This is a genomic window from Conexibacter sp. W3-3-2 (genome assembly GCF_009707605.1).
GTDB lineage: Bacteria > Actinomycetota > Thermoleophilia > Solirubrobacterales > Solirubrobacteraceae > Paraconexibacter > Paraconexibacter algicola.
On the sequence record NZ_WLYW01000001.1, the window covers coordinates 1,309,608 to 1,329,932 of the forward strand.

General features: G+C 74.4%; 22 protein-coding genes and 1 tRNA gene. 12 read left to right on the forward strand and 11 right to left on the reverse strand.

The features are described 5' to 3' along the window. Positions 1-14 precede the first annotated feature (14 nt). Positions 15-1,463 carry a DUF3089 domain-containing protein gene (locus GKE82_RS06525; protein ID WP_154732748.1) on the forward strand — a complete coding sequence of 483 codons (1,449 nt, stop codon included), beginning with the start codon at positions 15-17 and terminating at the stop codon, positions 1,461-1,463. Here the strand turns inward: GKE82_RS06525 and GKE82_RS06530 are convergent. Further along, positions 1,460-3,628 (reverse strand): NADP-dependent isocitrate dehydrogenase, encoded by a 2,169-nt coding sequence (locus tag GKE82_RS06530; RefSeq protein ID WP_154732749.1) that lies wholly within the window; start codon positions 3,626-3,628, stop codon positions 1,460-1,462. The genes GKE82_RS06525 and GKE82_RS06530 overlap by 4 nt on opposite strands. 107 nt (positions 3,629-3,735) lie before the next feature. On the opposite strand from GKE82_RS06530, the gene GKE82_RS06535 reads away from it, so the two are divergent. Further along, positions 3,736-4,779 carry a 6-phosphofructokinase gene (locus GKE82_RS06535; protein ID WP_107570741.1) on the forward strand — a complete coding sequence of 348 codons (1,044 nt, stop codon included), beginning with the start codon at positions 3,736-3,738 and terminating at the stop codon, positions 4,777-4,779. 18 nt (positions 4,780-4,797) lie between these two features. Here GKE82_RS06535 and GKE82_RS06540 read toward each other — a convergent pair whose 3' ends face one another. Beyond that, positions 4,798-6,042, reverse strand: a complete 1,245-nt coding sequence (locus GKE82_RS06540; RefSeq protein ID WP_154732750.1) for a trans-acting enoyl reductase family protein — start codon at positions 6,040-6,042, stop codon at positions 4,798-4,800. Positions 6,043-6,077: 35 nt separating this feature from the next. On the opposite strand from GKE82_RS06540, the gene GKE82_RS06545 reads away from it, so the two are divergent. After that, positions 6,078-6,410, forward strand: coding sequence for a hypothetical protein (locus GKE82_RS06545; protein WP_154732751.1), 333 nt, complete (start codon positions 6,078-6,080; stop codon positions 6,408-6,410). 3 nt (positions 6,411-6,413) lie between these two features. On the opposite strand, the gene GKE82_RS06550 is transcribed toward GKE82_RS06545, so the two are convergent. Together GKE82_RS06550 and GKE82_RS06555 are read right to left on the reverse strand one after the other, a co-directional pair. After that, positions 6,414-7,019 carry a hypothetical protein gene (locus tag GKE82_RS06550; RefSeq protein WP_154732752.1) on the reverse strand — a complete coding sequence of 202 codons (606 nt, stop codon included), beginning with the start codon at positions 7,017-7,019 and terminating at the stop codon, positions 6,414-6,416. Between the two features lie 6 nt (positions 7,020-7,025). Further along, a tRNA-Gly gene (locus GKE82_RS06555) sits at positions 7,026-7,098 on the reverse strand. Between the two features lie 60 nt (positions 7,099-7,158). On the opposite strand from GKE82_RS06555, the gene GKE82_RS06560 reads away from it, so the two are divergent. From GKE82_RS06560 to GKE82_RS06575, 4 genes are read left to right on the forward strand one after another with little or no spacing between them, the layout of a single operon-like run. Then, complete coding sequence (locus GKE82_RS06560; protein ID WP_158276938.1) at positions 7,159-7,707, forward strand: TlpA disulfide reductase family protein; 549 nt, start codon at positions 7,159-7,161, stop codon at positions 7,705-7,707. A gap of 2 nt (positions 7,708-7,709) precedes the next feature. Further along, positions 7,710-8,174 (forward strand): cytochrome c-type biogenesis protein CcmH, encoded by a 465-nt coding sequence (locus tag GKE82_RS06565; RefSeq protein WP_107570746.1) that lies wholly within the window; start codon positions 7,710-7,712, stop codon positions 8,172-8,174. Further along, positions 8,171-8,938 (forward strand): cytochrome c biogenesis CcdA family protein, encoded by a 768-nt coding sequence (locus GKE82_RS06570; protein WP_107570747.1) that lies wholly within the window; start codon positions 8,171-8,173, stop codon positions 8,936-8,938. Before GKE82_RS06565 ends, GKE82_RS06570 begins: the two co-directional genes overlap by 4 nt. Beyond that, positions 8,935-9,810: an MOSC domain-containing protein gene (locus GKE82_RS06575; protein ID WP_107570748.1), complete on the forward strand. Its 876-nt coding sequence runs from the start codon at positions 8,935-8,937 to the stop codon at positions 9,808-9,810. The genes GKE82_RS06570 and GKE82_RS06575 overlap by 4 nt, the downstream gene beginning before the upstream one ends. Before the next feature lies 1 nt (position 9,811). On the opposite strand, the gene argS is transcribed toward GKE82_RS06575, so the two are convergent. Genes argS through GKE82_RS06590 form a run of 3 tightly spaced genes read right to left on the reverse strand, consistent with a single transcriptional unit; the run spans position 9,812 to position 13,183 of the window. Further along, positions 9,812-11,452 (reverse strand): arginine--tRNA ligase, encoded by a 1,641-nt coding sequence (gene argS / locus GKE82_RS06580; protein ID WP_154732753.1) that lies wholly within the window; start codon positions 11,450-11,452, stop codon positions 9,812-9,814. A gap of 51 nt (positions 11,453-11,503) precedes the next feature. Further along, complete coding sequence (locus GKE82_RS06585) at positions 11,504-11,920, reverse strand: 23S rRNA (pseudouridine(1915)-N(3))-methyltransferase RlmH (RefSeq protein ID WP_309233470.1); 417 nt, start codon at positions 11,918-11,920, stop codon at positions 11,504-11,506. An 18-nt stretch (positions 11,921-11,938) separates the two neighbouring features. After that, a complete protein-coding gene (locus GKE82_RS06590; protein WP_154732754.1) occupies positions 11,939-13,183 on the reverse strand; it encodes a M48 family metalloprotease in 1,245 nt (414 codons plus the stop codon). A gap of 17 nt (positions 13,184-13,200) precedes the next feature. Between GKE82_RS06590 and GKE82_RS06595 the strand changes: the two genes are divergently transcribed. Genes GKE82_RS06595 through GKE82_RS06610 form a run of 4 tightly spaced genes read left to right on the forward strand, consistent with a single transcriptional unit; the run spans position 13,201 to position 16,533 of the window. Then, the gene (locus GKE82_RS06595; protein WP_107570752.1) at positions 13,201-13,932 is read left to right on the forward strand and encodes a metallophosphoesterase; all 732 of its coding nucleotides are present in this window, start codon (positions 13,201-13,203) and stop codon (positions 13,930-13,932) included. Between the two features lie 2 nt (positions 13,933-13,934). Then, positions 13,935-14,471 carry a hypothetical protein gene (locus GKE82_RS26810; RefSeq protein WP_196189087.1) on the forward strand — a complete coding sequence of 179 codons (537 nt, stop codon included), beginning with the start codon at positions 13,935-13,937 and terminating at the stop codon, positions 14,469-14,471. After that, a complete protein-coding gene (locus GKE82_RS06605) occupies positions 14,468-15,694 on the forward strand; it encodes a protein kinase (protein WP_154732755.1) in 1,227 nt (408 codons plus the stop codon). Before GKE82_RS26810 ends, GKE82_RS06605 begins: the two co-directional genes overlap by 4 nt. A gap of 23 nt (positions 15,695-15,717) precedes the next feature. Further along, positions 15,718-16,533 (forward strand): MBL fold metallo-hydrolase, encoded by an 816-nt coding sequence (locus GKE82_RS06610; protein ID WP_107570754.1) that lies wholly within the window; start codon positions 15,718-15,720, stop codon positions 16,531-16,533. A gap of 4 nt (positions 16,534-16,537) precedes the next feature. On the opposite strand, the gene GKE82_RS06615 is transcribed toward GKE82_RS06610, so the two are convergent. The 4 genes from GKE82_RS06615 to GKE82_RS06630 form a co-directional block, all read right to left on the reverse strand. Next, positions 16,538-17,380 carry a DMT family transporter gene (locus GKE82_RS06615; RefSeq protein ID WP_154732756.1) on the reverse strand — a complete coding sequence of 281 codons (843 nt, stop codon included), beginning with the start codon at positions 17,378-17,380 and terminating at the stop codon, positions 16,538-16,540. Next, positions 17,377-18,567, reverse strand: coding sequence for a tRNA guanosine(34) transglycosylase Tgt (gene tgt, locus GKE82_RS06620; RefSeq protein WP_154732757.1), 1,191 nt, complete (start codon positions 18,565-18,567; stop codon positions 17,377-17,379). Before tgt ends, GKE82_RS06615 begins: the two co-directional genes overlap by 4 nt. Before the next feature lie 26 nt (positions 18,568-18,593). Then, positions 18,594-19,004, reverse strand: a complete 411-nt coding sequence (locus tag GKE82_RS06625; RefSeq protein WP_154732758.1) for an Hsp20/alpha crystallin family protein — start codon at positions 19,002-19,004, stop codon at positions 18,594-18,596. Between the two features lie 73 nt (positions 19,005-19,077). Continuing rightward, positions 19,078-19,578 (reverse strand): MarR family winged helix-turn-helix transcriptional regulator, encoded by a 501-nt coding sequence (locus tag GKE82_RS06630; protein ID WP_107570758.1) that lies wholly within the window; start codon positions 19,576-19,578, stop codon positions 19,078-19,080. Positions 19,579-19,728: 150 nt separating this feature from the next. On the opposite strand from GKE82_RS06630, the gene wrbA reads away from it, so the two are divergent. Then, positions 19,729-20,325: an NAD(P)H:quinone oxidoreductase gene (gene wrbA, locus GKE82_RS06635; RefSeq protein ID WP_107570759.1), complete on the forward strand. Its 597-nt coding sequence runs from the start codon at positions 19,729-19,731 to the stop codon at positions 20,323-20,325.

Sequence of the window (20,325 nt, forward strand, 5' to 3'; positions counted from 1 at the left end):
GGCAGGCTCGGCCCATGGGTCGAGGGACGACGATGCTCGTGGCGCTGCTGGGGGCCGCCGTGATCGCGGCGTGCGGCGGGGCGCCGCCCGCCTCCGCGGAGGTGGTCTGGCTGTGCGACCCGATCGCGGCCGCCGCCGACGACCCGTGCCGGGACACGCTGCGCACCACCGTGCAGGAGGCCGACGGGACCAGCCGCGTCACCGACGAGCCGCTGCCCGCCGCCCCGGCCGCGGACTGCTTCTACGTCTATCCGACGGTCAGCCAGCAGCTCGGGACCAACGCCGACAAGGCCCGCGATCCGGAGCTCGTCGCGATCGCCCGCTACCAGGCCTCGCGGTTCTCGCGCGAGTGCCGGGTCTTCGCCCCGATCTACCGGCAGCTGACGCTCGCGTCGATCCTCACCGGGTCGGTGGAGGCGCGTCGCGCCGGCTTCGCGCTCGCCTACGGTGACGTGCTGGAGGCCTGGCGCGCGTTCCTCGCGCGGACCGACGGCACACGCCCGATCGTCCTGCTGTCGCACTCGCAGGGGACCCGGATGCTGCGCAAGCTCGTCCGCGAGGAGGTCGACCCCTCCCCCGCGCTGCGCGCGCGGCTCGCCTCGGCGGTGCTGCTCGGCCAGAACGTGACGGTCCGCCGCGGCGACGTGCGCGGCGGGGACTTCCAGCAGATCCCCGGCTGCACCACCGTCGGGCAGGCGTCGTGCGTGATCGCCTACTCGACCTTCGACGACACGCCGCCGGACGACGCGCGGTTCGGGATCGTGCCGCGGACCGACGACTTCCGGTCCGGCTTCCCCGTCGGGGACGACTTCGAGGTGCTGTGCACGAACCCGGCGTCCCTGGGCGCCAACGAGCGCCGGGTCACGACCTCGCTGGCGCGGACCGAGCCGTACCCGGGGGTCCTCGGGCTCGGCCTGGCCGGCACCTACGGCGGGACGCCACCCACCGCCGACACCGCCTGGGTCCGCCCGGCGGAGCGCTACACGGCGCGCTGCGAGCGGCTCGGTCGCGCGCACGTCCTGGACCTCGGCCCGGTCGGGTCCGCGCGGGCGCTGAACCCGTTCCCGGACGCGACCTGGGGCCTGCACATCACCGACGTCAACATCGCCCTGGGCGACCTCGTCGACCTCGTGGGCGCCTCGGTGCGCACCGTCGTCGCAGGCCGGGCGCGGGCCGCGGTCCGCGTGCGCACGGCGTTCACCGCCGGCCGGGACGCGCGCGGACGGCGCTGCGCGCGCCGCGACGTGCTGCTGACGGTCGACGGAACGGACGTGGTCGCCGCCGACGCCCGGGTCGGCGGGCGACGCGTCGCCCGCGACACGCGCCCCCCGGTGCGCCTGCGGGTGCGCCGCGCGGCGCTGCGCCGCGGCGCCCGCACCGCGGTGACGGTGCGGGTGACGCTGCGCGACGGCCGGACCACGACGCTCACGCGCCGGGTCCGGGCCTGCGGCGCGACCGCCTAGAGCGAGGCGAGCGCCTCGTTGAACGTCGCGCTGGGTCGCATCGCGGCGTCGGCCTTCGCGACGTCGGGGCGGAAGTAGCCGCCGACGTCGGCCGGCTCGCCCTGCACCGCGTTGAGCTCGTCGACGATCGCGCTCTCGGCGGCGGCGAGCTTCTCCGCCAGCGGTGCGAACGCGGCGGCGAGGTCGGCGTCGGCGTCCTGGCCGGCCAGCTCCTGCGCCCAGTAGAGCGCGAGGTAGAAGTGGCTGCCGCGGTTGTCGAGCTCCCCGACGCGGCGCGACGGCGAGCGGTTCTCGTTGAGGAACGTGCCCGTGGCGCGGTCGAGCGTGTCCGCCAGCACCTGCGCCTTGGGGTTGTCGGTCTTCTCGGCGAGCATCTCGAGCGACACCGCCAGCGCGAGGAACTCGCCCAGCGAGTCCCAACGCAGGTGGTTCTCCTTCGCGAACTGCTGCACGTGCTTGGGCGCGGAGCCGCCGGCCCCGGTCTCGAACAGGCCGCCGCCGTTCATCAGCGGGACGATCGAGAGCATCTTCGCGCTCGTGCCGAGCTCGAGGATCGGGAACAGGTCGGTCAGGTAGTCGCGCAGGACGTTGCCGGTGACGGAGATCGTGTCCTGCCCCGCGCTCGCGCGCTCGAGCGTGAACGTCGTGGCGTCCTCGACGTTCAGGATCTCGATCTGCAGGCCGTCGGTGTCGAGCTGCTCGAGCGCCGGACGGACCTTCTTCAGCAGCTCCGCGTCGTGCGCGCGGGTCTCGTCGAGCCAGAAGACCGCGGGGGCGCCGGTCGCGCGGGCGCGCGAGACCGCGAGCTGGACCCAGTCCTGGATCGGCGCGTCCTTCGTCTGGCACGCGCGCCAGATGTCGCCGGCCTCGACGTCGTGGGACATCAGGGTCGTGCCCGCCTCGTCGACGACGCGGATCTGGCCGTCGGCCTGCACCTCGAACGTCTTGTCGTGCGAGCCGTACTCCTCGGCCTTCTGCGCCATCAGGCCGACGTTCGGCGTCGTGCCCATCGTGGACGGGTCGAACGCGCCGTGCTTCTTGCAGTGGTCGATCGTCGCCGCGTAGAGGGCGGCGTACGAGCTGTCCGGGATCACGTACTTCGTGTCCTGCTGCTCGCCGGCCGCGTTCCACATCTGGCCGCTCGTGCGGATCGCGGCGGGCATCGACGCGTCGATGATCACGTCTGACGGGACGTGCAGGTTCGTGATCCCGCGGTCGGAGTCGACCATCGCGATCCCGGGGCCCTGCGCGAGGCGGGCGTCGACGAGCGCCTGCGCCTGCGGCTTGTCGGAGACGAGCGAGGCGAGGCCGTCGTTCGGGCTCTCGTCGGGGAACTGCGCGTAGACGTCGGGGAAGAACGCGCGGACGGCGTGCCCGAAGATGATCGGGTCGGAGACCTTCATCATCGTCGCCTTCATGTGCAGCGAGAAGAGGACGCCCTCCTCCTTCGCCGCCTCGATCTGGGCGGCGAGGAACGCCTGCAGCGGCCCGACGCGCATGACCGAGGAGTCGAGGACCTCGCCGGCCTGCACCTCGGTGCGGTCCTTCAGGACGGTGACGGTGCCGTCGGCGGCGACGTGCTCGATGCGCACCGCGCCGGCCTGCTCGATCGTCACGGACTGCTCGGTGGAGCGGAAGTCGTCGGCGCCCATCGTCGCCACGTGCGAGGCCGAGTCCGGCGACCAGGCGCCCATCGAGTGCGGGTGCGCCTTCGCGTACGCCTTCACCGAGGCGGGCGCGCGACGGTCGGAGTTGCCCTCGCGCAGCACCGGGTTGACGGCGCTGCCCTTGACCTTGTCGTAGCGGGCGCGGACGTCGCGCTCCTCGTCGGTCGACGGGTTCTCGGGGTAGTCGGGGAGCGGCAGGCCCTTGCCCTGGAGCTCCTTGATCGCGCCCTTCAGCTGCGGCACGGAGGCGCTGATGTTCGGCAGCTTGATGATGTTCGCCTCGGGCGTCTTGGCGAGCTCGCCGAGCTCGGTCAGCGCGTCGGCGACCGCGTCGTCGCCGAGCAGCTCGGGGAACTGGGCGAGGATCCGGCCGGACAGCGAGATGTCGCGCGTCTCGACGTCGATGCCGGCGGCGCCGGCGTAGGCCTCGATGATCGGGAGCAGCGAGTGCGTCGCGAGCGCGGGCGCCTCGTCGGTGTAGGTGTAGATGATCTTCATGGCGGGGGTTCCAGACTCGGGTTCGGCGGGTGCCGCAACGCTACCTGTCCGTCGATCTGGACCACCGGGCGGTTTGCGGGCGGCGGACCCGGTGGGACACTGGCCCGGTGAAGAAGGTCGCGGTCCTGACCGCCGGGGGCGACTGCCCCGGCCTCAACGCGGTGATCCGGGCGATCGTGCACCGGTTCCACGACGCGGGCGGGGAGGTGGTCGGCCTGCGCCTGGGGTACCAGGGGCTCGCGGAGCGCGCGTTCCTGCCGCTGCCGCTGGCGGCGGTGTCGGGCTTCCTCACCCGCGGCGGCACGATGCTCGGCACCTCCGCGTTCGACCCGACGCGGGAGCCGGAGGGCGTCGAGCGCTGCCGTGCGGCGCTGGCCGACGAGGGCATCGACGCGATCATCGCGATCGGCGGCGACCACACGATGCACATCAGCCGCAAGCTCGTGACCGAGCACGGCCTGCCGGTCGTCGGGGTGCCGAAGACGATCGACAACGACATCGTCGGGACCGACTGGACCTTCGGGTTCGACACCGCGGTGCACGTGGCGACCGAGGCGATCGACCGGCTGCGGACCACCGCGGCCTCGCACGACCGGATCATCGTGCTCGAGGTGATGGGCGCCGACGCCGGCTGGATCGCCGTGCACGCCGGGATGGCCGGGGGCGCGGACGCGATCCTCATCCCGGAGCTGTCGCTGACCGTGGCGGACATCGCGGCGGCCATCCGCAAGCGGCACGCGCGCGGCAAGCGGTTCTCGATCGTCGTCGTGGCGGAGGGCGCGCTGCTGCGCCGTGACGCGGACGACCCGGGCGCCCAGGTGCTGCACGAGGGCGGGTCGGGTCGGTACCACTTCCGCCGGCTCGGCGGGATCGGGGAGGCGCTGGCGCTCGCGCTCGAGGAGGAGCTGCAGGTCGACACGCGCGCGGTCGTGCTCGGGCACGTGCAGCGCGGCGGGATCCCGACCTCGACCGACCGGATCCTCGCCACCCGCTACGGGATCGCGGCCGCCGAGTGCGCGCTGCGCGGCGAGTTCGGCGGCATGGTCGCGCTGCGCGGCGGCACGTACACGACGGTGCCGCTGGCCGACGTGCACGGGATCAAGACGGTCGACCCCGAGACGCTGCGCGACCTCGAGCTGCTGCTCGTCTGAGCGTGGGCCCGGCGCCGCTCAGGCGGCGCGGACCTCGTAGGCGTGGCCGGCGGCGCGGAGCCGGTCGGTGAGTGCGGTGCCCATCGCGGTGGCGGGCGTCAGGACGCCGGCGGCCGGCGGCAGCGCGTCGCCGTCGAGCGCGAGCGACAGCGCCGCCTCGCCGAGCATGACCGCGGTGGCCTTGTAGCCCGGGTCGCCCGGGGCGCGGATCGCGCAGACCAGCCGCGTGCCGTCGCTCGTGGTGGTGTGCACGTCGATGGCGAAGAAGCCGTTCTCGCGGTCCTGCTCCGACGGTCCCTCGCCCGGGTCCGGCAGGACCGCGTCGAGCAGCTTGCGCGTCGGCGGCAGCGACAGCCCGACGACGAGCGCGGTCAGGCCGCCCGCGATCGCACCCGCCTTGACGGGTCCCAGCGGCAGGCCGCCGCCGAGCATCAGCTCGCGGTACCGCAGGCGCCGCCCGTAGGCGTACCCGAGCAGCGCGTTGCTGCGCCGGACGACCCGGGTGTTGATGACGCCCATGAAGAACGGGGCCAGGAACCCGCCGAGCGCGTCGTCGCGCACGACGCCCTGCGGGTCGCGCTCGTCACCGAGGTCGCTCGGCTCCGCCTCGCGGTCGGGGCTGAGGCCGTACGGGTCGACCATGATCCGGCGCTTGGTCCGGTCCGCCTTGGCGATGTCCAGCTGCCCGCGCAGCGACGCGACCGTGCCGCCGCTGACCCCGCCCTTCGCGGCCTTGACGACGTAGGTCGTGTCGGTGAGCTCCCCCAGCCCGTGCCGGGTGGCGTGCACGTGCAGCGCGTGGACCCCGAGGTCGGAGGGGACCGAGTCGAAGCCGCAGGTGTGGACGATCCGGGCGCCGGAGGCCCGTGCCGCCTCGTGGTGCAGGTCGATCGCGTCGCGGATGAACAGCACCTCACCGGTGAGGTCCGCGTAGTGGGTGCCGTGCTGCGCGCAGGCGCGCACGAGCGGCAGGCCGTACTGCGCGTACGGGCCGACGGTGGTGGCGACCACGCGCGTGGACGCGGCGACCCGGTCCATGTCCGCGTCGGAGAGCGAGTCGGCGACGACCAGCGGCCAGTCGGCCGCGCGCCCGCCGAGCTCGGCGCGGGTCCGCTCGAGCTTCTCGCGCGAGCGTCCGCCGAGCGCGATGCGGGTGCCCTCGGGCGCCGCGGTCGCCAGGTAGGCGGCGGTCAGCCGCCCGACGAATCCGGTCGCGCCGAGGACGACGACGTCATGCTCGCGGTCCTGTGCCTGGTCGGTCATGGCGCGGACGGTAGCCGCTGCGTCAGGATGCGGGCATGTCCGGCTTCCTCGAGCGCGAGGTGATGCTCGCCCCCGACCTCGTCGCGCGCGCCGCCGCCGCCCTGCTGGACGACCCCGCCCAGCGGTGGATGCTGCAGCAGCCGGTCCGCGTGCGGCGCAGCTTCGTCGTCGACGTGCTCGACCGGGGAGACGACGAGGAGACCCGGATGGCGTGGATGCTCGGCCAGTCCGACGACGTGCGCCTGGGCTACGTGCGCGACGTCCTGCGGCGGGAGCCCGGCGGCGGCGACCGGCAGGCGATCTGGATGCTCACCCAGCCCGACGCGGTCCGTCGCAGCTACGTCGTCGAGGTCCTCGGTCGGCGCTGAGCCTCAGCGCACGATGATGACGCGCGGCTGCGGCTCGCCGAGCGGCAGCAGCGTGAGGCCGAGCGCGAGGACGAGGCCGAGCCCCACGCCGACGGCGGCGAGCGTCGCCCGCGAGGGGCGCTGCACGCGCCCGGCGGTCAGGCCGTCGATCGCGAGCGCGAGCGCCGCGGGCAGGCCCGCCGCGGCGGCGGCCGCCCCGGCGCCGACGTCGAGCGCCTCCTCCCCCAGTCCGGTGAGCAGCGCGGCCACCTGGCCCGCCCAGACGAGCGCCGCCACGCCCACGGCGAGCGACGCGTCGCGCCCGTCGCGGAGCATCAGCATCCAGGCACCGACGAGCGCGAGCGTCGTGGCGCCCAGCACCGCGCCGCTCCAGGCCGCCAGGTAGCTGACCGTCCGCCCGACGGAGAACCAGTCGCCGCTGATGGCCATGATCGTCGCACCGGCGACGAGGCCGATCGCGACGGCGATCGCGGTGCGGGCCGGGATCAGCTCGGGCGGATCGTCCGGCGGGACGGGCGGCTGCGGCTCCGGCTCGGGACGCTGAGGGGCGCGAGGCGCGAGCTCGGGGTGCTGCGGCGGCGGGTCGACCCACAGGGAACGTTCGGCCATCCGGGAAGCGGGCTACGGGACTCGAACCCGTCGCCTTCAGCTTGGGAAGCTGACGCTCTACCAGATGAGCTAAGCCCGCGAGTGCGAGGAGCATAGCGTGCGCCGCCGGTCGGGCTCGCCGCGAGCTACCCTGGAAGACGTGAAGCGCCCCGCCGTCCCCGCCCTGGTCATCGCCGTCGCCGCCCTGCTCGTCGGGCTCCTGACCTACGGGCTCGTCGCCGGCGGCACCGACACGACGCTCGACGACGCGGTCGCGCGCGGCGACCGTCCGGCCGCCCCCGAGGCCACCCGCGAGCTGCCGCTCAACGACGGCAGCGGCACGCGCAGCCTCGCCGACGAGCGCGGGAAGATCGTCGTCCTGAACTTCTGGGCGTCCTGGTGCGAGCCGTGCAAGGACGAGGCGCCGGTGCTCGAGAAGATCCATCGGCGGCTCTCCGACGCAGGGAAGGGCATGGTCCTCGGTGCCCTCTTCGACGACGCGATCGCCGACGCCCGCGCGTTCGAGCGCGAGTTCGGCCTCACCTACCCGAGCATGCGGGACGTCGACTCCGAGCTCTACAAGGGCTTCGGCGGCACCGGCGTGCCCGAGACGTTCGTGCTCGACCCCGCCGGCCGCGTGACCGCGGTCTCGCGCGGGCAGGTCAGCGAGGCGTTCCTCGACGAGGCGCTGCGGAAGCTGGGGGCCTGACCGTGCGCCGCCTGCTCGCGCTCCTCGCCCTGCTCGTCCTGCTCCCGGTCGCGACCGCCGGCGCGGCGACCCCGAAGACGACGCTCTTCGACGTCGAGGACGAGGTGATGTGCACCTCGTGCAACGTCGTGCTGAACGTCGCCGAGTCGCCGCAGGCGTACGCGCAGAAGGAGGAGATCCAGCGCCTCATCGACCAGGGCCTGACCAAGGACCAGATCAAGGACCGCCTCGTCGAGCAGTACGGCAAGCGCGTCCTCGCCCTGCCCGAGGGCGAGGGCTTCGACCTCGCGGTCTACCTCGTGCCGCTCGGGGTCGTCCTGCTGCTCGCGGGCGTCGTCGCCGTCCTGGTCCCGCGCTGGCGCCGCAACCGCGACGACGCCGACGGTCCCGGCGCCGACGCGGGCCCGGAGCTGGCCCCGCAGGACCGGGCGCGGCTCGACGCCGAGCTGGCGGCGTTCGACCGATGACCGGCGCGCTGCTGCCGCTCGCCGCCCAGGCGGACACGACCGTGCTCGCCGCGTTCGCGGTCGGCTTCGTCTCGTTCATCAGCCCGTGCGTCCTGCCGCTCGTCCCCGGCTACCTGTCGGCGGTCAGCGGCGTGTCGCTGAACGACATCCGCACGCACGAGCAGGGCATCGGCAAGGTCGTCTGGCCCGCCGTGATCTTCTGCCTGTCGTTCACCGTCATGTTCGTCGCGCTCGGCATGACCGCCACGGGGATCGGCTCGACGCTGCGCGACAACCAGGACCTGCTCAACCGGCTCGCCGGCGGCACGATCGTCGCGATGGGCGTCTTCTTCCTGCTGACGCCGTTCGTGACGCGGCTGAACGCCGAGTGGCGACCCGAGGCGCTGATCCAGCGGGCGGGCGCGGGCGGCCCGGTCGTCGCCGGCCTCGCGTTCGCGGTCGCGTGGACGCCGTGCATCGGCCCGACGCTCGCCTCGATCCTCGCGGCGGCGTCGACCTCCGACACGGTCGGCAAGGGCGGCGTGCTGCTCGCGTTCTACTCGCTGGGCCTCGCGGTGCCGTTCCTCATCACGGCCGTCGCGTTCGACCGTGCCACGACCGTCTTCCGCTGGCTGCGCGACCGGCACCTGATCGTCACCGCGGTCAGCGGCGTGATCCTCATCGTCATGGGGCTGCTCATCCTGACCGGGGAGATGACCCGGCTGAACCGCGAGGCGCAGGACCTGCTGCAGGCCGTGGGCCTCGACTTCATCTACTCGCTGTGAGGCAGGCCCCGCCGCCCGACGGCTGGAGCGACCGGTCCGCCGCGTCGCTCGCGGCCTGTCTGGCCACCGTGCTCGACGTCGACACCGCGGCCGTCGCCATCGACCCGTTCGAGCTCGATCCCGGCAGCGGCTACCTGCGCGGCTGGCTGGCCGAGCGCGGGCTCGGCCTCGTCCCGGTCGACGACCCGGAGGGCTTCGGATGGGCTGGCCCGTGGATCGCCGCGATCCCCGACCACGACCCGGAGGCCCACCGCTGGGTCGTCGTGTTCGGCAACCCCGCGCCCGCCGGGGTCGTCTGGGACCCGCTGCGGCCCGACCGTCAGGACGGGCCCGCCGACGAGCTGCTCGAGGGCTACGTGATCGCCCAGCTCGCCCCGCGGCTGGAGGTCAAGCGCCGCGGCCGCGCCGCCGAGCCCGGCACGATCACCGCGATCGTCGTCGCCCCGGACGCGGGGGCGCCGTGCGTCGAGGTGCCCCACGCGCTGGCGATCCCCGGTCGCGGTCTGGAGGGCGACCGCTACGCGGCGGGTCGCGGCACGTTCTCCCGCGGGACCGGCTACGGGCGCGACATCACGCTCGTGGAGGAGGAGCTGCTCGCCGTCGCGCGCGTCGACGGGCTGCCGATCACGCCCGTGCAGGCGCGCCGCAACGTCGCGGTCAGCGGCATCGTGCTCGACGACCTGATCGGCGAGCGGTTCCTGCTCGGCACCGCCGAGTGCATCGGCCGGCGCCGCTGCGAGCCGTGCGCGCACCTGCAGCGCCTCGGCCCCCCGGGCATCCTGCGGGCGCTGGTCCACCGTGGCGGCCTGCGCGCCGACATCGTCGTCGGCGGCGAGATCGCGGTCGGCGACCTCGTCGTGCCGAAGCGCTGAGCTACATCTCCTGCGGCGCGCTGACGCCGAGCAGCCCGAGCGACCGGGCGAGCGTCGCCTTCGCCGCGACGCACAGCGCGATCCGGAACGACCGGAGCTCCTCGGGCTCCGCGTTCTTGACGCTGCAGTCCCGGTAGAAGGCGGAGAACTGCTGCGCCAGCTCGGTCGCGTATGTCGCGATCCGGTGCGGCGCGCGCCGCTCCTCGGCCTCGGCGACGACCGCGGGGAAGTCGAGCACCGCCTTCACGAGATCGCGCTCGGAGGCGTGCAGCGCGACGCCGTCGAGCGTGCCGACCGCGGCCAGCGCGGCCGCGACCCGCTCCTCCCCCTGATCGCGCAGGACCGAGGCGATCCGGGCGTGCGCGTACTGCACGTAGTACACCGGGTTCTCGCGCGACTGCTCGCGGGCGGCGGCGAGGTCGAGCTCGACCTGGGTGTCGTGCGAGCGCGCGAGCAGGTACCAGCGCGCCGCGTCGACGCCGATCGCGTCGACGAGGTCGTCGAGCGTGACGAGGGTGCCGCGACGCTTGCTCATCGCGGTGAGGTCGTCGCCGTTGCGCAGCTGGACGAACTGCATGATCAGCAGCTCGAAGTCCTCGCGGCGGCCGCCGAACGCGTCGACGACCGCGTGGATCCGCCCCATGTAGCCGTGGTGGTCGGCACCCCACACGTCGATCAGCAGGTCGAAGCCCCGGTCGAGCTTGTCGAGGTAGTAGGCGACGTCGGAGGCGAAGTACGTGTGCTCGCCGGTCGACCGCTCGAGCACCCGGTCCTTGTCGTCGCCGAACTCGGTCGTGCGCAGCCACAGCGCCCCGTCCTGCCGGAACGTGCGGCCCTGCTCCTCCAGCCGCGCGAACGCCGCCTCGACGCGGGCGTCCCCCGCAGGCTCGTGCAGCGACCGCTCGCTGAACCACGTATCCATCTCGACCCCGAAGCGGCGCAGCGACGCCTCCGCGCGGGAGCGCATCAGCTCGACGGCGGCGAGCGCGAGCTCGGACGGGTCGGCGTCCGCGGCCCCGGGGATCTCGGCGGCGATCTCCGCGACGTAGTCGCCCTGGTAGCCGTCCTGCGGCACCTCCTCGCCGCGCGCCCGCGCCTGCACGGACTCGCCGAACTTCACCACCTGGGTGCCGTAGTCGTTGACGTAGTACTCGCGGGAGACGCGGTGACCGCGCAGCTCGAGGATCCGCGCCAGCGCGTCCCCGTACGCGGCGTTGCGGGTGTGGCCGACGTGCAGCGGCCCGGTCGGGTTGGCCGACACGAACTCGACGTTGACGTCGCGGACCGGGTCGGCGCCCCCGGCCCCGAAGCCGTCCCCGGCCGCGAGCACGCCGGCGAGCGCGGCGGTGAACCAGGCGTCGGCCAGCACGACGTTGAGAAACCCGGGGCCCGCGATGTCGACCCGCTCGACGTGGTCGCCGAGGTCGTCCTGCAGCCGCTGGGCGAGGTCCGCGGCGATGTCGCGCGGCGGCCGCTTCAACGCCTTGGTCAGGACCATCGCGGCGTTCGTGGCGAAGTCGCCGTGGTCGGCCTGCTTCGGGCGCTCGAGGCTCGCCTTGTCGGGCGCCGCGCCCTCGGCGCCGTCGGCGACGGCGGAGGCGGCGGAGCGGACGGCGGCGTGCAGGTCGGCGAGCGCGGTCATGGGCCTCTCCCAATCTAGCTGCCCGCCCGCGCAGGCGGCCCTCGCGCGCGCTCAGTGGTGGTAGGGCTCGCCCGCGAGGATCTTGTGGCCGCGGTAGAGCTGCTCGAGCAGCACGACCCGCGCGAGCTGGTGCGGCAGCGTCATCCGCCCGAGCGAGAAGCGGTGGTCGATCCGCGCGTCCTCCTCGAGGTCGGAGCCGAACGCGCCGCCGAGCACGAAGCAGAGGTCGCGGCCGCTCATCCGGCGCTGCTCGAGGAAGCGGCTGAAGCCGACGGAGTCGAACTCCTCGCCGCCGAGCGCCAGCAGGCTCACGTACGCGCGCTCGGGGATGCGGCGGGCGACCTGCTCGTCCTCGCGGACCTCGACGAGGTCCAGCCGCGCGTAGCGGCCCAGGAGCTTCGTGTAGTGCGCGACGTCGTCCGCGTAGGGCGGCCGCAGGCGGCCGACGGACAGGACGGTGATGCGCACGCCGCGATCGTAGTGCGGCTACGGACGCTCGCGCGCGTACGCCTCGCCGATCCCGAGGCGCTCGCGCACCGGCGGGTGGGTGCCGAGGAGGAAGCGCACGATCCGCGGTCCGCCGTCGGGGTCGCTGACGTTGCGCAGCGCCAGCCGCCGCTCGAACGACAGGAACGGCCGGGGCGCGTCGGTCAGCTGCAGGGCGTAGCTGTCGGCGCGCGCCTCGACGCGACGGCTGAGCTGGTTGCTCACCCAGGTGATGCTCGTGGCCACGACGGCGAGCGACAGCGCGAGCGCCGGGAGCACCGCGACCGTCGCGGGCGCGGCCGACGTGGGGACCGGCGCGAGCTCGTCGGTCATCCGCCGCACCGCGAGCAGGCCCATCGGCGCGACGAGCAGGACGAACAGGATCCCGCGTGGCACGTCGTGGTGGTGCACGTGGGCGAGCTCGTGCGCGACGACGAGGCGCACCTCGTCCCGCGTGAAGCGCCGCAGGAGCGTGTCGTAGAGCACGACCCGCTTGGTGTGCCCGAGTCCGGTGACGTACGCGTTGGCCGCGGTCGTCCGCCTGCTCGCGTCGACCACCAGGACGTCCCCGACGTCGACGTCGGCGCGCCGCGCGAGCTCGAGCACGTCGTCGCGGGTCGGGCCCGCGGGCAGCGTCCGGAAGTCGTTGAAGAGCGGATCGATCACGGCGGGACCGGCGAAGGTGTAGCCGGCCGCCGCCAGGACGACGCCGACCGTCCCGGCCAGCCACCAGGCCCGCGGCAGGCGGCGCATCAGCGCGACCGCGACGACGGCCCCGAACGCCGCGAACGCCGCGGTGATCGCGGTCGACAGCAGCACGTCCTGCGCCCAGCCCGGCCACGAGCGCGTCACGAGCCCGACGTCGATCGCGCGCTCCCGGCCGATCGCCGACAGCGGCAGCGTCACGAGCCGCAGCGCCACCGCCAGCAGGGCGCCGCCGACCGCGGCGGCCCGTAGCGGACCGGCGGGCAGCCGCGGCAGCACGACGCGCGCCACCCACGCCGAGCGCCGGGCGAGCACGACCAGCAGGACCCCCTGGAGCGCGAGCGCGAGCAGCCCGAGCAGCTGCTGCGGGCCGCGGAAGTCCTGCGCCCGGTCGAGCTGCGCCGCGCTGAAGTACGATCCCAGCTGCACCGGATCGGGATCGATCACCCCGTCGCGCGGCCACAGCAGGAGCACCGCGGCCTGCGCCACCACGACGGCGGCCAGGACCGCGAGCGGAAAGCGGGCGCGTCCCCGGAGCATCAGGATCACTGTCGCAGATGCACGTCGCCGTCCTGTCCGACATCCACGGAAACCGTCACGCCCTCGAGGCGGTGCTCGCCGCGGTCGCCGACGGTCCCGCCCAGGAGGTCTGGTGCCTGGGCGACGTCGTCGGCTACGGCGCCGACCCGGACGCCTGCTGCGCGCTCGTCGCCGAGCACGCCCGGATCGCGCTCGCCGGTAACCACGACCTCGCGGTGACCGGGGAGATCGCCACCGACGACTTCGCGCGCGGCGCGGGCATCGCGGCGGAGTGGACGCGCGAGGTCCTCGCCGCCGAGCACCTGGAGTGGCTGCGGACCCTGTCGGCGGCCGGGCAGCGCGGCGGCGTCGGGCTCTACCACGGCAGCCCGCGCGATCCGGTCTGGGAGTACGTCCTCTCGACGCTGCTGGCGGAGATGTGCCTCGACGCGCAGGCCGAGCGCGTGGCGCTCATCGGCCACTCCCATGTCGCCCTCGCGTTCCACCGCGCCGAGGGCGAGCCGGCGACGGGCGCATCGCGCAAGGCCGGCGAGGAGGTCGACCTGACGACCGGCGAGTGGCTGCTGAACCCGGGCTCGGTCGGCCAGCCGCGCGACGGCGACCCGCGGGCTGCCTGGCTGCTGCTCGACCTCGAGGGCGCACGCGCCACGTGGCAGCGGACCACCTACGACATCGAGGGTGCGCAGGCGGCGATCAGGGCCGCCCGGCTGCCGCACTCCCTCGCCGACCGCCTCCAGTACGGTCAGTGACCTTGCCCCGTCTCCACCACGCCCTCATCGCCCTGCTCGCCGGACTCGGCCTCGCCCTCGCCGTCGCGGCGTGCGGCTCGGAGGACCGCAGCGGCCTGCTGCCCTCCTCCGACGCCCAGACCCTGCTCGACGAGCTCGAGTCGATCCGCGCGAAGGTCGACGACGGCTCGTGCCGCGCGCTCGGCAGCGACCTCGCGCAGCTGCGCGGCGCGGTCGTGAACCTGCCCGAGAGCGTCGCGCCGGAGCTGCGCCGCCGGCTCGACGAGGGCGTCGCGAACCTCGCGGACATCGCTCCCGACGAGTGCCGCGGGCAGACGGTGACGACGCAGGAGCCGCAGGAGACGCCGACGCCCGACACGCAGACGCAGACCCAGACGCAGACGATCGAGACCACGACGACGCCGGAGCCGACCGCGACGCCCACCGCGACGCCGACGCCGACGCCCGCGCCCGACACGGGCGGGGTCGAGCCGACCGAGCCGCAGGCGACGCCGACCCCCGATCCCGGCGGCGCCGGGGCCGACGAGGTGATCCCGTGAGCACCGTCCTGGCCGGCCGCTACGAGCTCGGCGACCGTCTCGGCGTCGGCGGCATGTCGACCGTCGTCACCGCGTTCGACCGGCGCCTGGAGCGCGGCGTCGCCGTGAAGCTCCTCGCCGAGCACCTCGCCGACGACGCGCAGTTCGTGTCCCGCTTCCGCCGCGAGGCGCTCGCCGCCGCCCGGCTCGTGCACCCGAACATCGTGCAGGTGTTCGACTTCGGCCTCGACGAGGCCAGCGGCCGCCACTACATCGTCATGGAGCGCGTCTCGGGCCGCTCCGGCGCCGAGATCCTTCGCGAGCGCGGCCGGCTGCCCGTCGGCGAGGCGCTCGACCTCGTGACGCAGGCCTGCCGCGGGCTCGACTACGCACACCGCGGCGGCGTGGTCCACCGCGACGTGAAGCCCGGCAACCTGCTGCGCTCCGACGACGGGGTCGTCAAGCTCGCCGACTTCGGCATCGCCGCCGTGACCGACGAGTCCTCGATCACGCAGGTCGGCTCGGTGCTCGGCACCGCGTCCTACCTCGCGCCCGAGCAGGCCACCGGCGAGGAGGCGGGCCCGCGCGCCGACCTCTACGCGCTCGGCGTCGTCACCTACCAGCTGCTGTCCGGGCGGCTCCCCTACGAGGCGGCGTCGCTGACCGAGCTCGCGCTCAAGCAGCAGCGCGAGGCCCCGGCGTTCCTGCACGAGCTCGTCCCCGAGGTGCCCGAGGCGCTGTCGCTCGCCGTCGACCGGGCGCTCGCGCTCGACCCGCGTGCCCGCTACGAGAGCGCGGAGACGATGAGCACCGCGCTGCGCGAGGGCGCTCGCGGCATCGCGCCCGAGGAGGCCGCGACGACGGTCGGCGAGCCGCCGACCACGATCGGTGGCCCCGCCACCGGGGCCACGCGCGTCGCGTCCCCTGCCCCCACGCCCGGGCCGACCACCGGCGTCCAGGCCCGCCAGCCGCGGCCGCCGCGGCCGGGGGCCGCGGTCCCCGGCCCCGCTCCGAGCGCCGCGCCCGCCCCGCGTCGCGGCGAGCGGCCCGCCCGCCGTCCCGGCGGCGCCCGGCGCACCTTCGGGATGCTGCTGGCGCTCGTGCTCGTCGTCGCCGGACTCGGCGTCGCGTACGTCGCCACGCAGGACTCCGGCAGCGCGGTCGAGCTGCGCGACGTGGTCTACGACCAGGTCGACAAGGCCGTCGACGAGCTCACGAAGCTCGTCGAGCAGAACACCCGCTGAGCGCGCGGATAGGGTCCCGGGACATGCCCGTGATCCACCACCTGAACTGCGGCACGATGTGCCCGCACGCGGGGACCGCCCTGGGGCTGGTCGACCGCGACGCCGGCCACCTCGTCGCCCGCTGCCTGCTGATCGAGGCCGCCGACGGCCTCGTCCTGATCGACACGGGCTACGGCACCGGGGACGTCGCGACGCCGTCGCGCCTGGGGCCGGCGCGGTTCCTGCTCGGCGCCCGGCTCGCCCACGAGGAGACGGCCGTCGCGCAGGTGCGGGCGCTCGGCCACGACCCGGCGGACGTCCGCGACGTGCTCGTCACCCATCTCGACCTCGACCACGCGGGCGGTCTCGGGGACTTCCCCAACGCGACCGTGCACCTGCACCGCCGCGAGCACGAGTTCCTGCGCGGCGGCTCGGCGAAGGCCAAGCTCCGCTACCGCCCCGGCCAGCTCGCGCACGGGCCGCGGTACCAGACCCACGAGGTCACCGGCGAGGCCTGGTTCGGCCTCGAGCGCGTGCGGCTGCTCGAGGGCCTCGACGTGGAGATCGCGATGATCCCGCTGCACGGCCACACCCCCGGCCACACCGGCTACGCGGTGAACACGGGCGACGGCTGGCTGCTGCACGCCGGCGACACGTACCTGCGCCGCGAGGAGATCGAGGGTGGCCCGGTCCCGCGCGCGCTGCGGATCTACCATCAGGGCAACTCGATCGCCGAGAAGGACCGGCGCGCGAACGTCGAGCGGCTCACGGAGCTGCGCGCCCGCCACGGCGAGGAGGTCACCGTGTTCTGCTCGCACGACGCGACCGAGCTCGCGCGCGACCGCGCCGCGGGCGCGTAGCGGGTCAGCCCGCGCTGACGAGCACGACGCCCGCGAGCGCCACGGCGATCCCGACCGCCTGGGCGCGCGCGACGCGCTCGTGCAGGACGAGCGCGGCGAGCACCACGGTCATCACCGGATACAGCGAGCCGAGGACGGCGGCGACGGCGTCGCTGCCGCGCTCGGTCGCGACGCCGAAGAGCCCGTTGGCGCTCGTGTCGAAGACGCCCGCGACGAGCAGCAGCCGCAGGTCGGCGCGTCCCGCACGCAGCGGCGGACGCACGACGAGCAGCGCGACGAGGACGACGACCGCGCTCGCGGCGCGGGCGGCGGTCACCGCGGTCCAGGCGCTCGAGCCGTCCAGCTCGGCGGCGTGCTGCAGCAGCGTGAGCAGCAGTCCGATCAGCACGGCGGAGGCTGCCGCGAGCCCGAGCGCCCGGCGGTGCAGCGCCGGCGCGTCCGCGGCGGCGGGCTCGCGGGCGACCAGCGCGGCGCCGCCGAGCGCGAGCGCGAAGCCGGCCAACACGAGCGCCGACGGGCTCTCCCCGCCCGCGATCGCCACGCCGGCCGGGATGACCGCGCCGCAGGCCGCCAGCGGCGCGACGAGGCTCATCGCCCCGGCGGCGAGCGCGGCGTAGAAGGTGCCGATGGCGAGCGCCCCGACGCAGCCGGCGGCGAGCCCCCAGAGCACGCCCTCGGCGCTCGCCTGCGGGTGGGCGACCACGAACACCGCGGTCGCGAAGACGACCCCGGCGAGCTGCACGCAGCCGACCACCAGGAGCGTCGGGAGGCGCCGCGCGCCGCGCCCGCCGAGGAAGTCCGCGATCCCCCACAGCGCGGACGACAGCAGCGCGAGCGCGACGGTCACGGCAGCTCGCCGGCGCGCAGGGCGGCCGCGGTGGCGGCGAGCGTGCCCTCGGCGATCGCCGCGCGCAGCCGCTGCATCAGCCGCGACAGGTAGGCGAGGTTGTGCAGCGTCAGCAGCCGCTGACCGGTCAGCTCGCGGGCGTGGACGAGGTAGCGCAGGTAGCCGCGCGTGTAGCCGAGCGCGCAGGCCGGGCACGGGCAGCCCTCCAGCAGCGGCTCGTCGGAGTCCTTGAAGCGCCCCGCGGTCAGGTCGACGCGCCAGCGCCGCTCGGGGTCGTTCACGACGGCGACGCCGTGGCGGCCCAGCCGGGTCGGCATCGCGCAGTCGAACGTGTCGATGCCGAGCTCGACGCCGCGGATCAGGTCGTCGACCTCGCCGATGCCGAGCAGGTGGCGGGGGCGCGGGTCGTCGGCGATCGCCGCGGTGGCCCACGAGACGACCTCGTACATCTGGGGCTTGTCGGCGCCGAGCGAGCCGCCGATCGCGATGCCGTCGACGGGCCGCGACGCGACCGCCTGCGTGCTCTCGACCCGCAGGTCCTCGTGGACGCCGCCCTGCGAGATGCCGTAGACGAGCTGGCCCTCGGGGCCGTGGGCGTCGTGCCAGGCCAGGCAGCGGTCGAGCCAGCGGTGCGTGCGCTCGGTCGAGCGCTGCGTGTACTCGCGGGTGACGTTGAACGGGGTGCACTCGTCGAACACGAGCGCGATGTCGCTGCCGAGCGCCCCCTGGATCTCCATCGAGGTCTCCGGCCCCATGAACAGGGTCTCGCCGTTGAGGTAGGAGCGGAAGGCGACCCCGTCCTCCTCGATCGCGAGGATCTTGCCCATCCGCTCCTGGCCCATCGGCGCGCGGCCCTTGACCTCGTCGGCGACGGTGCCGTGCCCCATCGAGAAGACCTGGAAGCCGCCGGAGTCGGTGATGATCGGGGCACGCCAGCCCATGAACTCGTGCAGGCCGCGGAAGCGGCGGATGCGCTCGTGGCCGGGGTCGAGGAACAGGTGGAACGTGTTCCCCAGGACCATGTCGTAGCCGAGCTCGGCGACCTCGTGCGGGAGCAGGCTCTTGACGGTCGCCTTGGTGGCGAGTGGGACGAACGCGGGTGTCCGGATCTCGCCGTGCGGGGTGCGCAGGACCCCGGCCCGCGCGAGCGTTCCGGGGTCCCGGTGCTGGATCTCGAGGGCGCTCATCGCGCCCGGAGCTTACGGACCGGCGGTCAGGCGGCGGCGCCCGCGCTGATCTCGACCCGGCGCGGCTTGGCGGCGACGGGCTTCGGGACGCTCACCGTCAGGACGCCGTGCTCCATGTGGGCGGTGACCGCGTCGGCATCGATGCCGTCGGGGAGCGTGAGGCTGCGGCGGAAGCCGCCGCCGGCCCGCTCGACGCGGACGGCGCGGGCGTTCTCGCCGCTCGCGGTGGCCGTCCGCTCGCCGCTGATGGTGAGGACGCGGTCCTCGATCTCGATCGTGACGTCGTCGCGGCCGAGGCCGGGCAGGTCGAGGCGGACGAGGTAGTGCTCGGGGGCCTCGACGAGGTCCATCGGCGGGACCCAGCGCCGCACGGAGGCGGTGGGGTAGCTGGGGCCGGTGAGGAGGGTCGAGAGCGGGCTCCAGTGCACAAGGGTCATGTCAGGTCTCCTGGGGAGTCGAGGGACTGCTCGTGACCCGAGTATGAAATCTCAGTCCAACCTTGTCAAGTTCTCAGTCGGGTGGACTGAGATCTTCACGCGCTGGGACACTCACGTCCCCGTCGGCGGGCACGATCCGCGCCCACAGGCCGGCGAGCAGCTCCTGCTCGGCCGGGGTGAAGCGCTCGAGGAACAGCGCCCGCACCCCGGCGAGGTGCGTGCGCCGCGCCGCGGCGACCCGCTCGACCCCGAGGTCGGTCAGGACCGCGTAGGCGCCGCGGGCGTCGTCCCCGCAGGCCTCGCGCACGAGCAGGCCCTCCCGGGCGAGACGGTCGACGAGCCGCGTGAGCCCGCTGCGGCTGAGGATGACCGCGCACGCCAGGTCGCTCATCCGCATCCGCCGGTCGGGGGCGTCGTGGAGGTTCATCAGGACCTCGTAGGACGTGAGCGGCAGACCGTGGTCGCGCTCGAGCTGCGTCCCGAGGGCCTTGGTCAGCGCCGCGTGCGCGCGCAGCATGCCGCGCCAGGCCCCGAGCTCCCGGGGGCTCAGCGCATCGATCGAGGTTGTGGCCATGACCTGCTCCTTGGACCGCGGTTTGAGAATCCCTTGCGCGCGCAATCACAACGGTACCAGCGGCTCCAGCGCCACCGGGGCCGATTTGCTTGCACGTGCAACTTCATGTATCGTTGCACACGCAATCACCCGCGACCCCCAGGAGTCCTCATGCCGAACATCACCGTCGTCTACTACTCCTCCACCGGCAACGTGCACCGCCTCGCCACCGAGATCGCCGCGGGCGCCACCGACGCCGGCGCCGAGGTCCGCCTGCGCCGCGCCGCCGAGCTCGCGCCCGACGAGGTCGTGCAGTCCCAGGACGCCTGGCGCGCGCACGCCGAGGCCACGAAGGACGTCCCGGTCGCCACCCCCGACGACCTGGCGTGGGCGGACGGCTACGCCCTCGGCAGCCCGACGCGCTTCGGCAACCCCGCCGCCCAGCTCAAGCAGTTCATCGACACGCTCGGGCCGCTCTGGCAGACCGGCGGGCTCGCCAACAAGGTCGCCACGAGCTTCACCAGCGCCATGAACGCCCACGGCGGGCAGGAGTCCACGCTGCTGGCCCTCAACAACGTCTTCTACCACTGGGGCGCGCTGATCGTGCCCCCCGGCTACACCGACCCGCTCCTCTACGCGTCGGGCGGCAACCCCTACGGCACGAACTTCGTCGCCGGCCAGGGCAACCCGATGTCCGACGAGACCCTCGCCGCCGCCCGCTACCAGGGCCGCCGGCTCGCCGAGTTCGCCGCGAAGCTGACCACCTGA

Excerpts from the sequence above, each read along its gene's own strand:
- GKE82_RS06550 (WP_154732752.1), bottom strand. The coding sequence starts at position 7,019 with ATGGCCGAACGTTCCCTGTGGGTCGACCCGCCGCCGCAGCACCCCGAG.
- GKE82_RS06540 (WP_154732750.1), bottom strand. The coding sequence starts at position 6,042 with ATGACCGACCAGGCACAGGACCGCGAGCATGACGTCGTCGTCCTCGGC.
- GKE82_RS06590 (WP_154732754.1), bottom strand. The coding sequence starts at position 13,183 with ATGCTCCGGGGACGCGCCCGCTTTCCGCTCGCGGTCCTGGCCGCCGTC.
- GKE82_RS06570 (WP_107570747.1), top strand. The coding sequence starts at position 8,171 with ATGACCGGCGCGCTGCTGCCGCTCGCCGCCCAGGCGGACACGACCGTG.
- GKE82_RS06530 (WP_154732749.1), bottom strand. The coding sequence starts at position 3,628 with ATGAAGATCATCTACACCTACACCGACGAGGCGCCCGCGCTCGCGACG.
- GKE82_RS06595 (WP_107570752.1), top strand. The coding sequence starts at position 13,201 with ATGCACGTCGCCGTCCTGTCCGACATCCACGGAAACCGTCACGCCCTC.
- GKE82_RS06525 (WP_154732748.1), top strand. The coding sequence starts at position 15 with ATGGGTCGAGGGACGACGATGCTCGTGGCGCTGCTGGGGGCCGCCGTG.
- wrbA (WP_107570759.1), top strand. The coding sequence starts at position 19,729 with ATGCCGAACATCACCGTCGTCTACTACTCCTCCACCGGCAACGTGCAC.
- GKE82_RS06610 (WP_107570754.1), top strand. The coding sequence starts at position 15,718 with ATGCCCGTGATCCACCACCTGAACTGCGGCACGATGTGCCCGCACGCG.
- GKE82_RS06625 (WP_154732758.1), bottom strand. The coding sequence starts at position 19,004 with ATGACCCTTGTGCACTGGAGCCCGCTCTCGACCCTCCTCACCGGCCCC.
- argS (WP_154732753.1), bottom strand. The coding sequence starts at position 11,452 with ATGACCGCGCTCGCCGACCTGCACGCCGCCGTCCGCTCCGCCGCCTCC.
- tgt (WP_154732757.1), bottom strand. The coding sequence starts at position 18,567 with ATGAGCGCCCTCGAGATCCAGCACCGGGACCCCGGAACGCTCGCGCGG.
- GKE82_RS06630 (WP_107570758.1), bottom strand. The coding sequence starts at position 19,578 with ATGGCCACAACCTCGATCGATGCGCTGAGCCCCCGGGAGCTCGGGGCC.
- GKE82_RS06545 (WP_154732751.1), top strand. The coding sequence starts at position 6,078 with ATGTCCGGCTTCCTCGAGCGCGAGGTGATGCTCGCCCCCGACCTCGTC.